The 13,342-nt window shown below is 71.5% G+C and carries 9 protein-coding genes and 2 pseudogenes; 3 read left to right on the top strand and 8 right to left on the bottom strand.

What is annotated here, in order from left to right:
* Positions 1 to 77: 77 nt before the first annotated feature.
* Entirely contained in the window at positions 78 to 1,118 is a 1,041-nt protein-coding gene (locus tag KUM49_RS23105; protein WP_217238820.1) for a lytic polysaccharide monooxygenase, read from the top strand.
* Positions 1,119 to 1,172: 54 nt separating this feature from the next.
* Here the strand turns inward: KUM49_RS23105 and KUM49_RS23100 are convergent, their stop codons facing one another.
* Positions 1,173 to 2,036 carry a triacylglycerol lipase gene (locus KUM49_RS23100; RefSeq protein WP_217238819.1) on the bottom strand — a complete coding sequence of 288 codons (864 nt, stop codon included), beginning with the start codon at positions 2,034 to 2,036 and terminating at the stop codon, positions 1,173 to 1,175.
* Positions 2,037 to 2,220: 184 nt separating this feature from the next.
* On the bottom strand, positions 2,221 to 2,667 hold the full coding sequence (locus KUM49_RS23095) for a MarR family winged helix-turn-helix transcriptional regulator (RefSeq protein ID WP_217238818.1): 447 nt from the start codon (positions 2,665 to 2,667) through the stop codon (positions 2,221 to 2,223).
* Positions 2,668 to 2,760: 93 nt separating this feature from the next.
* On the opposite strand from KUM49_RS23095, the gene KUM49_RS23090 reads away from it, so the two are divergent.
* Complete coding sequence (locus KUM49_RS23090) at positions 2,761 to 3,135, top strand: cupin domain-containing protein (RefSeq protein ID WP_217238817.1); 375 nt, start codon at positions 2,761 to 2,763, stop codon at positions 3,133 to 3,135.
* A gap of 3 nt (positions 3,136 to 3,138) precedes the next feature.
* Here KUM49_RS23090 and KUM49_RS23085 read toward each other — a convergent pair whose 3' ends face one another.
* Together KUM49_RS23085 and KUM49_RS23080 are read right to left on the bottom strand one after the other, a co-directional pair.
* Positions 3,139 to 4,143, bottom strand: a complete 1,005-nt coding sequence (locus KUM49_RS23085) for a hypothetical protein (RefSeq protein WP_217238816.1) — start codon at positions 4,141 to 4,143, stop codon at positions 3,139 to 3,141.
* A complete protein-coding gene (locus tag KUM49_RS23080; protein WP_217238815.1) occupies positions 4,140 to 7,577 on the bottom strand; it encodes a DNA polymerase III subunit alpha in 3,438 nt (1,145 codons plus the stop codon). Before KUM49_RS23080 ends, KUM49_RS23085 begins: the two co-directional genes overlap by 4 nt.
* Positions 7,578 to 7,730: 153 nt before the next feature.
* Here KUM49_RS23080 and KUM49_RS48545 point away from each other — a divergent pair.
* Positions 7,731 to 8,289: pseudogene (locus tag KUM49_RS48545) on the top strand (hypothetical protein); the annotation flags it as partial.
* A 157-nt stretch (positions 8,290 to 8,446) separates the two neighbouring features.
* On the opposite strand, the gene KUM49_RS23075 reads toward KUM49_RS48545, so the two are convergent.
* The 4 genes and pseudogenes from KUM49_RS23075 to KUM49_RS23060 all read right to left on the bottom strand — a co-directional run bounded on the left by KUM49_RS23075 (position 8,447) and on the right by KUM49_RS23060 (position 13,308).
* Entirely contained in the window at positions 8,447 to 9,529 is a 1,083-nt protein-coding gene (locus tag KUM49_RS23075; protein WP_217238814.1) for a S1 family peptidase, read from the bottom strand.
* Between the two features lie 752 nt (positions 9,530 to 10,281).
* A complete protein-coding gene (locus tag KUM49_RS23070; protein ID WP_217238813.1) occupies positions 10,282 to 11,187 on the bottom strand; it encodes a S1 family peptidase in 906 nt (301 codons plus the stop codon).
* A 209-nt stretch (positions 11,188 to 11,396) separates the two neighbouring features.
* Positions 11,397 to 12,178, bottom strand: a pseudogene (locus KUM49_RS23065) (DUF1684 domain-containing protein).
* Positions 12,179 to 12,228: 50 nt separating this feature from the next.
* Complete coding sequence (locus KUM49_RS23060) at positions 12,229 to 13,308, bottom strand: LLM class flavin-dependent oxidoreductase (protein WP_217238812.1); 1,080 nt, start codon at positions 13,306 to 13,308, stop codon at positions 12,229 to 12,231.
* Positions 13,309 to 13,342: the final 34 nt, after the last annotated feature.

Here is a 13,342-nt window from a genome sequence, read left to right as displayed (position 1 = left end):
TCCAGCAGCCCCCAGCAGGCTTTTTCACGGTTTCTTTGATCCGGCACGCACCAAGTTCCGGTTCGAGGAGATCCCCCATGCCCGCACGCCGCAAGGCCGTCACCGTCGCCGTTCTCGGCCTGGCCCCGCTGGCCCTGACCACCCTGTCCGCCGCCCCCGCGGCCGCGCACGGATCGATGGGCGACCCGGTCAGCCGGATCTCGCAGTGTTACGCGGAGGGCCCCGAGAACCCGGCGTCGGACGCGTGCCGGGCGGCGGTCGCGGCCGGCGGCACGCAGGCGCTCTACGACTGGAACGGCATCCGCATCGGCAACGCGGACGGACGGCACCAGGCGCTGATCCCGGACGGCAGGCTGTGCAGCGCGAACAACGACGAGTTCAAGGGGCTCGACCTGGTCCGCGCCGACTGGCCCGCGACCAGCGTGAGCAGTGGGTCGTACACCTTCAAGTACCGCGTGACCGCCCCGCACAAGGGGACCTTCACGGTGTACATCACCAAGGCCGGTTACGACCCGGCGCAGCCACTCGCCTGGGACGACCTGGACCTGGCCAACCCGGTGGCGACGGCCACCGACCCGGTGACGTCCGGCGGCTTCTCCACCTTCTCCGGCAGCCTCCCCCAGCGCTCCGGCAAGCAGTTGCTGTACGCGATCTGGCAGCGCTCGGACAGCCCGGAGGCGTTCTACTCCTGCTCGGACGTGGCGTTCGGCGGCGGGAGCGGTGGCAGCGACAGTGACGGCGGTACGACGAGCGGCGCGTCCCCGGTCCCGACCGCCTCCGCTCCCTCCGAGGAGCAGATCGAGGACGGCACCGACAAGTCGACGGTCGAGCACAACGGCCATGATGACCAGGACGCCAGGACATCGGCCGAGACGGAGACGGATTCGCAGGCGAGTCCGGAGACGAGTCCCGCGGCCGAGCCGGTCACCCAGGGCGAGAGTTCCCCGCTCGACGAGGCGAAGGCGGCGGGCAACACCGGGGACCTCGCCGAGACCGGTGGCGACGGCAGCACGCCGTACCTCGCCGTGGGCGGCGCGGCGACGCTGGCGCTCGGCTCGGCGGTCCTGTTCGCCTCGGTGCGCCGGCGGGCTGTGGGCGGCGGCCGGCCCGGTCGCTGACCTGGGGTTCCGGGGTCTGACCGGCGGCTCAGGCCGGTCAGACCCCGGCGGCACTCAGCCGAGCACCGACGCGCAGGTGGTCGGGATGGCGTGCGCCGGGTCAAGGGCGTTGGCCACCTCGTGGAAGGCGATCCGGTCGAGCAGCCCGATGACGGCGTGTTCGGACAGGTCGGCCGGGCACAGGTCCTGGAGCAGGATGTTGCGCACGTCAGGTCCGCTGAGGAACTGGCTCCGGTACGGCGTGACCACCTCGTCGTACTTGGTGGCGAGGACCGTGTACCGAACCCCCGGCACGGTGTCGCCGCCCTCGTTGAGCTTGGTGAGGAAGGCGGAGCCGGCGACCTGGTCGGCGAGGGCGGGGGTGTTGGTGGTGAGCAGGTCCTCGATGCCCGGGAAGTACGGCAGGAGGCGGGTGAAGCCCGAGAGCGTGGTGCCGTGGTTGCTGGGCGCGATGCCGACGAGGGCGTTCACCTTGGCGGCTCCGCCGAGGAACTTGAGGTAGTAGCGGGGCATCATGCCGCCCTGCGAGTGGCCGACGAGGTCGGTCTCGGCGGCGCCGGTCGCGGCGAGCACCTTGTCGACGTAGGCCTTCAGTTGCTCGGCCGACTTGTCGATGGGGCCGAGGGCGTGGACGAGCGGGACGCCGGGCAGTTGGCCGTAGTCGAGAGAGAAGACGCAGTAACCGCGGTTCTTCAGGTAGGGCGCGAGGCCCAGCCAGTTGTCGACGGAGTTCGCGAAGGTTCCGTGCACGAGGACGACGGGGCGGGGATGGGCGGCGGACGGCTTGCAGGAGTAGTTGTTCCAGCCTCCCCCGCCGGAGGAGTCGGCAGCCTGGGCTGTGGTGGCGGGGACGACGGCGACCGCGGCGGTCAGCAGCAGTGCGGCCAGGGGTCTGAGCACTCGTTTCCAGGGCAGCATCGGGTGATCTCCTTGCGGCTCAAGGGAGTTGCGACGGCTTTACGCCCTGTGATCCGGATCACGAGGATGCTGTTCACTTGTCAAGTTACGGACGAGTAGTGCACTTGTGAAGTTACGCGTCAGTAAAAACTTCCAGTGGTAACCATCGACGGCTGGAGCCCCCTGATAAGGCACTGACGAATCGTCACCAGGTCGGCCTGATGGGGCCATAGGGTGCGATGCGCCCCAGTTGGTCGCGCAGCTCGCGCACTTGACCCTCACCGAGCAGCGCCACCCAGGCCCCCACGGCTTCCGCGGCCGCCTCCTCCGCCGCCCGGGTGCAGGCCCACCCCCGCCCGGTCAGCACGACCAGCCGGGCCCGGGCGTCGCCGGGATGCGGCCGCCGCTCGGCGTACCCCTTGCGCACGATCTCGTCGACCAGCTGACTGGCGGCCTGCTTGGTCACGCCGAGGTGCGCGGCGAGCTCGGTGACCGTCGCCCCGTCGGGGGCGAGCCGGGCGAACGCGAAGCCGTGCGCGGGCCTGATCCCCTCGAAGCCACGGGCGACGACACCCTCGTTGATGCGCTGCGTGAGCTCACCGGCGACGGCGAGCAGGGCGGCGGACAGGGCCATGGCTTCGGAATTCTGCACGGCAGCATTGAAACACCGTTGACAACTTGGTCAGGCTGCTTGACCATAAAGCCAACTAGTCAAGCAGCTTGACCATCTGCCATCGGAGAGCCCATGCCCGTCATCCGTCCGTCCGAAGCCGTCACCCACGAGATCCACGGCGCCCGCTTCGTCTCGTACGCCTCCCCCCGCACCGGCAGCACGGAGCTGTGCGCCTGGCGCGGCGAGATCCCGGCAGGGACCAGGGCGCCCGCGCACACCGTCAACCGGGAGGAGATCTTCCATGTGCTCGGCGGCGAACTGCTGATGACCCTCGACGGTCACACCCACCGCGTCACCGCGGGCGACACGGTGATCATCAACGCCGGGTCGACCCTCGCCGTCGAGAACCCGACGAGCGAGCTCGCCACCTCCTGGGTCACCACCTCCATCGGCCTGGAGGCGGAACTCGCCGACGGCACCCGCATCACACCCCCGTGGGCCGGCTGACCTCTACGCGGCCAGCGTCCCCGGCATCACCGCCCGCGGCCCGAACTTCGCCCGCACGCGGTCCGCGACCTCCTCGATGCGGCGCAGTTTCTCGTCCAGGGGGTCGAAGGCGAGCTGGTAGGAGGCCAGTTCGGCGGTACCGAGGGCCTCGGCGCGCAGGGCGACCGAGCGGACCCGGGCACGCTGCAGACCAAGAGCCTCGTACAGGCCGTAGGCCGCCTTCGTGAGCGCGGCCGAGTGCGCGGTCGGCTCATCGAGGGTGCGGGTGCGGGTCGTGGAGGTGGGGGTCCCCCCGCTCGAGCTTGTTCGAGAGTGGGGGAGGTCGGCGTAGCGGACGGTGAGGGTCAGGGTGCCGCAGACCTTGTCGAGGGCGCGCAGCCTGGCGCCCAGCTCCTCGGCCGCCGAGAGCAGGGCGCGGCGGTGCCGGTCGGCGTCCAACTCGTCGCGATCGAAAGGACGTTCGGTGGCCAGCGAACGGGACACGGCGTTCGGTACGACCCGGCCGCGGTCGATGCCACCCGCCTTCTCCCGCAGTTCGCGACCTGCCCTCGCGCCGACCAGACGCTGGAGGGTGGACAGGGGGGCGGCGGCGACCAGGCCGAGGGTGTCGAGGCCGTACTCGCCCAGGGTGCGGGCGGTGGCGGCGCCGACGCCGGGGAGCGCGGCGACGGGCTTGTCGGCGAGGAACTCCACCGCGGCCTCCTCGGACACCGCACGGGTCACCCCCGGTTCGGCGTCGCGCAGCGCGATGCGGGCCAGCATGGGTCCCGGCCCGGCGCCGATCACGCAGTCGACGCCGTACAGGGCGAGCGCCCGGACCCGGATCACCGACGCCAGCTCCACCGCACCGCGCCCGAAGTACCGTTCGGCGCCCCGCAGATCGGCGAGCGCCCCGTCCGGCGGCAGCGCCTCCACGACGGGCGTGAACTCCTCGAGCAATCCGAGCAGCCCCGGCAGGGCCGCCTCCTCCGTCGGCGGCAGCTGGAAACGTACGCAGAGGATGGTCATCCCGCACTCCCCGGACTCTGGTGCCACAACTTCCTTACCTTCGCGGGCTCTTCGCCCGCCGGGCGCAGATCGGCCCACGGATGCAGTTCGTATCCGGTGGGCATCTGGATTCGCCTGCCGCCCGTCGAATCCCCGCGCCCTTCCGGCATGGGCTCCGCCAGTCGTGCCGCCACCTCGTCGAGCCCACCCTCGGCGCGCAGTTCGGCCAGTTCGGCGAGGTTCCAGGCGGCGGCGCCCACCACGCTGAGGCTGCGCGGGCCGCGGCGCTGCACCACCCCGCGCACCAGCAGCAGCCAGGAGTGGAAGACGGTGTGCGCGCAGGCGTCGTGGGAGTCGTCGAAGAAGGCGAGGTCGACCAGGCCCGTGCCGTCGTCCAGGGTGGAGAAGATGACCCGCTTGCCGGACCTGATGGGCGGCGTCTGGGTGGCCGCCTTGGCACCCGCGACCAGCACGGTCTCCCCGTGCCGCGCCTCCCGCAGCCGCCGTGCCGGCACCACGCCCAGCTCGTCGAGGAACGCCCGGTGGTCGTCCATCAGATTGCGCGAGGCGTCCATGGACAGCACACCCAGCTCGGCACTCAGTTTCTCCGCCGAGGAGAGGTCGGGCAGCCCGGCCGGGGCCGTCTTTCTGCCGCCCGCCAGCGGGAGTTGACCCCCGCCGCTGCCACTGCCCCGGGCTCCCCGGTGCAACTCGGTCAAGTGCAGCTGCAGATCACGGCGGTTGGCACCGAAGGCGTCCAACGCACCCACCTGCGCGAGCCGCTGGGCGAGCGGCCTGCTCGGGCGGGCCCGTTCCCAGAAGTCGAGCAGCGAGGCGTACGGCTGCCCGTCCGCGATCCGCGCCGCCTCGGCCTCGCTGATGCCGTGGACGTCGGAGAGGCCCAACCGCAGCCCCCACACCTTCGATTCAGATACCAGTTCGATACGATGGGCGACCGCCGACCTGTTCACGTCCAAGGGCAGGATCGGCACCCCACGCCGCCGCGCGTCCGCCAGCAGCAGCCGCTTCGGGTACATCCCGGGATCGTGCGTGAGCAGCCCGGCGTAGAAGGCGGCCGGGTGGTGCGCCTTCAGCCACGCCGACTGGTACGTCGGTACGGCGAAGGCGACCGCGTGCGCCTTGCAGAAGCCGTACGACCCGAAGGCCTCGACGATCTCCCAGGTTCGCTGAATCGTTTCTGCGTCGTAGCCGTGGGCCGCCGCGTGCTGCGCGAACCAGATCCTGATCCGCCCCTGCGACTCCGGGTCGGACAGCCCGCGCCGCACCCGGTCCGCCTCGCCGCGCCCGCAGCCGGTCATGATGGCGACGATGTCGATGATCTGCTCGTGGAAGACGACGACTCCGTACGTCCCCTTCAGCGGCTCTTCCAGGTCCCGGTGCGGGTAACGGACCGGTGCCCGCCCGTGCCGCGCCTCGATGAACGGCCGCACCATGTCGGCGGCGACCGGACCCGGCCGGAAGAGCGAGATGTCGACGACGAGGTCGTGGAACGTGTCCGGCTGCAGCCGTCCGACCAGGTCCCGCTGCCCCGGTGACTCGATCTGGAAACAGCCCAACGTCTCGGTGGAACGGATGAGCCGGTACGTCTCCGGATCACCGTCCGGCACCGCGTCCAGGTCGATCCGGTCCCCCGTCGCCCGCTCCACCTCCGCGACCGCGTGTGCCATCGCCGACTGCATCCGCACGCCCAGCACGTCGAGCTTGAGCAGCCCGAGGTCCTCGACGTCGTCCTTGTCGAACTGCGCCATGGGCAGCCTCTCTCCGCTGGTCGGCATGACCGGCGTACGGGAGAGCAGGGAGGCGTCGGAGAGGAGCACTCCGCAGGGGTGCATGGCGACGCCGCGCGGGAGGGCGTCGAGGGACTCGACCAGTTCCCAGAGCTTCCCGTAGCGCTCCCCCTCCCGCTGAAGTTCCCCCGCCAGCTTTCTGAGTTCGGGCAGTTCCTCCAGTGCCGCGCGGGCGTCGCGGGCGCGGATGTGCGGGAAGGACTTGGCGATGCGGTCGATGTCGGCCGGGTCCATGGACAGGGCCGCGCCGACGTCACGGATGGCGTGCCGCACCCGGTAGGTCTCCGGCATCGCGACCGTCGCGACCCGCTCGGCACCGAACCGGCCGATGATCGCGCGGTAGACCTCCAGGCGGCGCGCGGACTCCACGTCGATGTCGATGTCCGGCAGGACGACCCGTTCCTTGGACAGGAAGCGCTCCATCAGCAGCCCGTGCTCGACCGGGTCGGCGTGCGCGATGCCGAGGAGGTGGTTGACCAGGGAGCCGGCACCGGAGCCGCGGGCGGCGACCCGGATGCCCATGTCCCGTACGTCGTCCACCACCTGAGCGACCGTCAGGAAGTAGGAGGCGAAGCCGTGGTGGGCGATGATGTCCAGTTCCCGGTGCATCCGCTCCCAGTAGTGCCGCGCTTTCGGGGAGCGGTCGTACCCGTGCAGCACCATTCCGGTCGCCGCCCGCGAGGCCAGCGTCCGCTGCGCGGTGCGGCGGTCCGCGCCGACCAGGTGCGGCTCGGGGAAGTGGACGCTGCCGATACCGAGGTCGTCCTCGGGGTCGACCAGGCACTCGGCGGCCGTCGCCCGGGTCTGTTCCAGCAGGTGGTGGGCGGTGTCGCGCCGGTAGCCGGCGGCCTCGACGACCCGTTCCGCCACCCCGAGCATGGCGGGGGCGTCCTTGAGCCAGGCCTCGCCGGAGTCCAGTTCCTTCGTCGGGTCGACGGGGACCAGACGGCGGGCCGCGTCCAGGACGTCGGCGACCGGGCCGAGTCCGGGATCGGCGTACCGGACGGCGTTGCTGAGCACGGGCCGGATCCGCTGCTCGGCGGCGAAGCCGACGGTACGGACGGCAAGCCGCAGGGAGCCGGGGCCGGTGCCCTCGCGGCCGTGCCAGACGGCTTCGAGGCGCAGGGCGTCGCCGTAGACCTCCCGCCAGGGGGCGATCAGCCCGGCCGCGCGGTCGGGGCGCCCCGCGGCGAGGGCGCGGCCGACGTCTGAGGCGGGGCCGAGCAGGACGGTCAGGCCGTCGGCCATGTTGTCGGCCCAGGGCAGCAGGGGCGTGGCCTCCCTCGCGTGCGAGGCCGTGACGAGCCGGCACAGGTCGGCCCAGCCGCGGGCGCCGTCCCGGGCGAGGAAGGTGACGCGGGGTGTCGACTCGTCGATGAAGGCGCCTCCGCGCACGGGCGTGCGGCGCCGCTCCTGCCGTCCGCCCCCGGGCGTCTCCACCGCGAGGTCCACGCCGAACAGCGGGCGGACCCCCGCCTTGGCGCAGGCCTTGGCGAAGCGGACCGTGCCGGCGAGGGTGTCGCGGTCGGTGAGGGCGAGGGCGTCCAGGCCCCGTTCGGAGGCGCGCTCGGCCAGCCGCTCCGGGTGTGAGGCTCCGTACCGCAGCGAGAACCCGGAGACGGTGTGCAGATGCGTGAAGCCCGGCACACGCACCTCCCGCACTCGCGAGCCCGACGAGCTCTCGAACATTTGTTCCCAGCTACCTCACCCCCACCATAGACCAAATTTCGAATGTGTGTGCGACATCCGTCCGGGCCCGTCCCACCTGCGCAAACACCCCGTGGTCCGGGCCGTGGGGGCATGACGCGGACCACCGGTGCCGACACCCCGAGTACCCCCTTTCTCGGCGAAGTGAAGGACGCCGTGACCCCTCGGGCGACGCTGCTCGTGCTCGGCGTGGTCGCGCTCCAGCCGCTCTTCATCGCCTCCCATGTCGGGGCTCTGCACGACCCCGAACCCAAGGACGTGCCCTTCGGAGTCGTCGCACCGCGGGCCGCGGCCGAGCAGGCGGTGACTCGGCTGGAGCGGCTGCCCGGCTCGCCGCTTGACCCGCGCGTGGTGGCCGACGAGGCGAGGCGGACGCCGGCGCCACGGGATCGTCGGCATCGGCCTCGCGATCCTGCTCGTGGTGATCGCGGGCAACCCGAGCGCGGGCGGCGCCTTCCCGCTGCCGATGCTGCCGCCGTTCTGGCACGCCATCGGTCCGGCCCTGCCTCCGGGCGCCGGAACCTGGGCGGCACGCTCGATCGCGTACTTCGAGGGCAACGACACGACCGCTTCACTGCTGGTCCTGTCGCCGTGGGCGTTCGCCGGGATCGCGATCACGCTGCTGGCGGCGGGGCTGCGCGGAAGGCGACAGCCGAAGCAGGCCGGGCAGTTCGGGCAGGCCGCGCGGACCATGCAGGCCGTTCCCGTACGACTACGACGCGAAAGTCCCGCCCCTCGCGCGCGGGGCGGGACTTCACGAAGCCGGATCACGGTGCCGGATCAGGCGATCCGGCAACCTGCGCGCCGAGTCAGCCGATCTGCGTACCGGTCGCCGACAGCGCCTCGGTCACCGGCTGGAAGAAGGTCTCCCCGCCCGAGGTGCAGTCGCCGCTGCCGCCGGAGGTGAGGCCGATCGCGCTGCTGCCCGAGAAGAGCGAGCCGCCGCTGTCGCCGGGTTCGGCGCAGACGTCGGTCTGGATCAGGCCGTTGACGATGTCGCCGTTGCCGTAGTTCACGGTGGCGTCCAGACCGGTGACCGTGCCGTCGTGCACCTGGGTCGTGGAGCCGCTGCGGGTGACCTCCATGCCGACGGTGGCGGCGGCCGCGCCGGTGATCTGCTGGGCGGAGCCGTTGTAGAGGTCCACCTCGCTCGGGTGGTCCACGTCGGCGGTGTACTTGACCAGGCCGTAGTCGTCGTCCGGGAAGCTGGAGACCTCGTTGGTGCCGATCTCGGTGCCGCTGGAGTCCGACCAGGTGGAGACGGACTCGGTGCAGTGCCCGGCGGTGAGGAAGTACGGCTCGCCGCCCTTGACGACGTTGAAGCCGAGCGAGCAGCGCCCGCCGCCTCCGGTGATGGCGTCACCGCCCGCGATGAAGGGCTTGAACTCCCCCTTCGTGCGCTGGAGTTCGGCCGTGCCGCCGAGCTCGTCGACGACCTTGGTCAGCTTCGCCCACTCGGCGTCGGAGACCGTGCGGTCGGCGGTGACGACGACCTTGTTGGTCGTCGGGTCGGTCGCCCAGGAGGTGCCGGGGATGGTCGCGTCCCGCGTGAGGGTGCTGCGGGCGCTCTTCAGTTCGGCGAGGGAGTTCGCCACGACTCTGGCCTGGGCCCCGGCCGCCTCGACGGTCTCGGCCGCGGCCTCGTCGACCACGTTGACCACGAGGCTCTTGGTCTTCGCGTCGTAGAACGTGCCCGCCGCGTCGGCGCCGAGGTCCTGGCCGAGCGTCGAGGCGAGCTTTCCGGCCGCCAGAGCCGAAAGGACCTGAGGCTCAGGGGTGTTCGCAGGCTCGCTGGCGTTCGCAGTCTGGAAGGTGACTCCCGCGGCGACCAGTGCGGTGATGCCCGCACCTGCCACGGCGACCCGCCGCCTGGGTATGCGTCGGTGCTTCAACTCGCGTCCTCCTGTGGGGGGTCGGTCCGGAGGTTGTGGGGACCTCGTGGACCGGAAGGCTGGTTGACGAGCGACCACTCTTCCGAACCCCACAGGGGGCGCACAAGGTCGACTTCCGGACGCGCGTAGAACGCGGTTGCGCGCCCCCTTTGTTTTGACTGTTCACGGTCACCCCAGGCTCTTCGCCCTGCAAACACTACGCGCGAGTAATATCCATCAGCCTGTGAGGTCTAGTCCTGTCTTGAAATCGCCCCTCGGACCCCGGATTTCGGCCGGGGTTCGACGGACAGGAATTGCTCCTGCACCGGTTGCTGCACCGCAGGAGGCGTCGGCTGCGCCACGGAAGGCACCGGCCGCTGTGCAACGGGAGGCACCGGTCGCCGTGTCGCAGGAGGCGTCGGCTGCGCCACGGAAGGCACCGGCCGCTGTGCAACGGAAGGCACCGGTCGCCGTGTCGCGGAAGTCGCAGGTTCCTGCACCACGGAAGGCTCCGACTGCTGCCCCGCAGGCGGCGCCTGCTGTGCCCTCTCCAGGAAGCGCAGCAGCTCCACCGGGAACGGCAGCACCAGCGTCGAGTTCTTCTCGGCGGCGACCGCGACCACCGTCTGGAGCAGCCGCAGTTGCAGCGCGGGGGGGCTGCTCCGACATCACGCCGGGGACAAGGGTGAACCCCCGCACACCAGTTGTGTGCGGGGGCTCGCCTGCTGCCGGCTGCAGGCTGGGCCGTGCGGGTGCCGAAGGTCGCCAGGTCCTCAGTAGATGCTGACGCCGTAGGCGCTGAGGGCCTCCGTGACGGGCTGGAAGAAGGTCGTGCCGCCGGAGCTGCAGTTGCCGCTGCCACCGGAGGTGAGACCGTACGCGGTGCCGTTGCTGCCGTAGAGCGAGCCGCCGGAGTCGCCGGGCTCCGCGCAGACGTTGGTCTGGATCAGACCGGAGACGATGTCGCCGCCGCCGTAGTTGACGGTCGCGTTGAGGGCGGTGACACGGCCGCTGTGCGTACCGGTGGTGGAGCCGTCGCGGATGACGGTGGTGCCCACGCTCGGCGTGGCCGCCCGGGTGATGTCCACACCGTTCGCGGTGCCGGGCCTGCTGACGGACCCGGAGTACCGCACGATGCCGTAGTCGTTGCCCGGGAAGCTGGAGCCCGTGGTCGAGCCGATGACCGTGGTGCGGCCGGAGTTGGAGTACCAGGTGCCCGCGCCGTCGGTGCAGTGACCGGCGGTCAGGAAGTACTGGACCCCGCTGCTGTTCTGGACGTTGAAACCGAGGGAGCAGCGCCAGCTACTCGCATAGATGGCGTCGCCGCCCTGGATCAGCTTGTTGAACTTGCCGGGGGTCCGCTTGATCGTGAGCGCGTCGGCGTTGGCGCCCGCCTGCTCCTTGATCTTCGCGATCTCGGCCTGGGAGACCGTGCTGTCGACGGTGACGACGAGACGGTTGGTCTTGCTGTCGACCGCCCAGGCGGTGCCCGGGACGTCGGCCTTGAGCACCGAACTGCCGGCGCTCTTGAGCGCGGTGGCGCTGAAAGTGCTGGGGGTGTCGGACGCGTTCGCGCTGGGGACCGCGATGGCTGCGGCGGCTGCGAGTCCGGCGGTCACGGCGATCAGCCGGGTCCGTCTCGTGATGCCGCTGCGGGGGGTGGTGCGCTTGATCCTCACTTTTCGTTCCTCCACATGGGAAGTCGGGGGCCCTCGTGGGGTTCGGGCCCGTGAGGCGCAGCCAGGTGCCGGGTGCCCGGATTCCGGACACGTCGTGCTCCTGACAAGCGCTGTGGGGAATATTCGGCCGAACGGACGGTAGGCGCAAGGGCGCCTTTCGGCCGTCAACATTTAAACGATCTTTGCGGTCTACGCGAGATGACCGCTTTTCAGAGCAGGTTGCGCTCCCCCGCCTCGACCGCGACGTCCAGCCTGTTCCCCGGTGGCGGAAAAGGGCAGACGAAGTGGTCGGCGAACGCGCACGGCGGCAGCAGCGCCCGGTTGAGGTCGACCGTCGTACGCCCGTCGGCGTCCGGTGCGGCGGGCCGCAGGAACCGGAAGCGGTAACTGCCGTTGCCGCTCGTGGTATCGCCGAAAACCGCCCACAGCGAGCCGTCACCCTGGACCGTCACCTGAAGCGTCAGTTCCCGCCCGTCCAGAGTGAAGGCCAGCTGCCCGCCGAGGCCGAGCCCGCGCGCCCGTCCGTCCGCGTTCTCCACGCGTACGGTGCGGTGCTCGCCGTACGGGGTGAACCGTCCCGGCACCGACCAGCGCGGATCGTACGGCGTGGCCTCGATCCCCGGAACGCCCGGCGGGCCGGGGAGGCGGGGTCGAAGTCGCGCACGCCCCAAATGCCTTCGCGCACCAGCACGACCAGCCGCCGCTCCCCGTGGGCCACCCGGGCGGCGGCAGCCGGACCCGGATCCGCGGTGAGCCGCACCGCGTCGGCGAAGGGCCGGCCGTCCACGGTGAGACCGTCCCCGCCGGCGGCCGTGAGGACGACCGTCCCGCCCTCGACGCTCCATGCACCGGGGGTGTCCGGAAGTCGCCCGTCCGGATAGTCCTCCAGCCAGTACGTGCCGGTCAGAGCGAGCGGTCCGTAGGGCGGCGCCGCTGTCTCGACGCGGTGCTCGTGCCACCGCTTCCACGCGTCGGACGCGTCCGTCGTCATGCGATCAGCCTTCCCCGCCGGTTCGGCGAGTCGCAGGTGTGGGCGCGGTGTCATGACGCTCCCCCGGTCCCGGCGTACTGGTTGGCGGGCCGGGGAAGTCCCAGGTGCTCCCTGAGAGTGCTGCCCGGGTAGAACGTGCGGAACAGCCCCCGGTGTTGCAGCAGCGAAACCGTGCCGTTGACCAGCCGCTCCAGGTCACGGCGGGGCTCGGCCGGTATGAGGTGGAAGCCGTCCGTCATCCCGTCCGTGTACCAGGCGCCGATCAGCTCGGCGAGGTCGACGGGACCGCCCCGGTACAGCGGCCCCTGGGGCGTCCGCCGGGGGCCGCCCCCGCCGTGACCGGGCTCGGCCGCGTACTCGCCGCCGCCGAGGTCGACGACGAGACTGGCGAGGACCCGCAGGTCGTCGGGGTCCCGGCCGAACGCCGAGGCAGTCTCCCGGAGTTGATCCCGTACGGCAGCGAGCTGCGCCGGGCCCACGGCTTGGACGAGCGCCACGTCGGCGTAGCGGGCGGCGGTCCGCCGGGCGGGTCCCTCGGTGGCGTCGACCACACGCACGGGGTGGCCCTGCGGGGGTCTCGGCACGATCGAGCGACCCGTGACCGAGAAGGCGGAGCCCGTGGAGTCGACGTGGTGCAGCTGGGCCCGGTCGACGAAACGGCCGGTCGCCACGTCCCGTATCCCGGCGTCGTCCCGGCCGTCCCCCGACTTCGCGGCCGGATCGGCGACTTCACCGGCCTCCTGCCACAGCGCTTCGGCCGCCGGGTCCGCGTTCCGCCGGCCGAAGAGGCGGACCTCGCCCTCGGTGGCCGACACGTCGAGCCGTCGGCCGGCCCGGCCGCGGCTGACCCGGTCGAGGGTCGCGACGGCCGCCTGGGCTTGGAAGGGCTCGGTGTGCGTGGTCGTGACCGTGGGCACCAGGCCCACCCTGCTGGTCGCGGGCGCCACCCGGGACAGGACGCCGAGCGCGTCGGGGCCGGGGCGGGAGAAGCTGTCGTCCAGCGTCACGAAGTCGAGACAGCCGCGCTCGGCGAGCCGCGCCAGAGCGACGTAGGAGTCGGCGTCGTACACCGCCCGCTGGTCGACGGCGGCGGCCAGGTGCAGCAGGCGCCGGCCGTGCGATGAGGTCATGGGGAGCAACCCTTCTCGGCAGGCCTTGCAGGCC

Source organism: Streptomyces sp. AC555_RSS877, assembly GCF_019049245.1.
GTDB lineage: Bacteria > Actinomycetota > Actinomycetes > Streptomycetales > Streptomycetaceae > Streptomyces.
Note: the sequence above shows the minus strand (reverse complement) of the source record. Positions and strands in the feature narration are given on the sequence as shown.

Coding starts and splice junctions, on each gene's coding strand:
- KUM49_RS23060 (WP_217238812.1), bottom strand. CDS start 13,308: ATGACCTCATCGCACGGCCGGCGCCTGCTGCACCTGGCCGCCGCCGTC.
- KUM49_RS23100 (WP_217238819.1), bottom strand. CDS start 2,036: ATGCTGCCCTGGAAACGAGTGCTCAGACCCCTGGCCGCACTGCTGCTG.
- KUM49_RS23085 (WP_217238816.1), bottom strand. CDS start 4,143: ATGACCATCCTCTGCGTACGTTTCCAGCTGCCGCCGACGGAGGAGGCG.
- KUM49_RS23090 (WP_217238817.1), top strand. CDS start 2,761: ATGCCCGTCATCCGTCCGTCCGAAGCCGTCACCCACGAGATCCACGGC.
- KUM49_RS23105 (WP_217238820.1), top strand. CDS start 78: ATGCCCGCACGCCGCAAGGCCGTCACCGTCGCCGTTCTCGGCCTGGCC.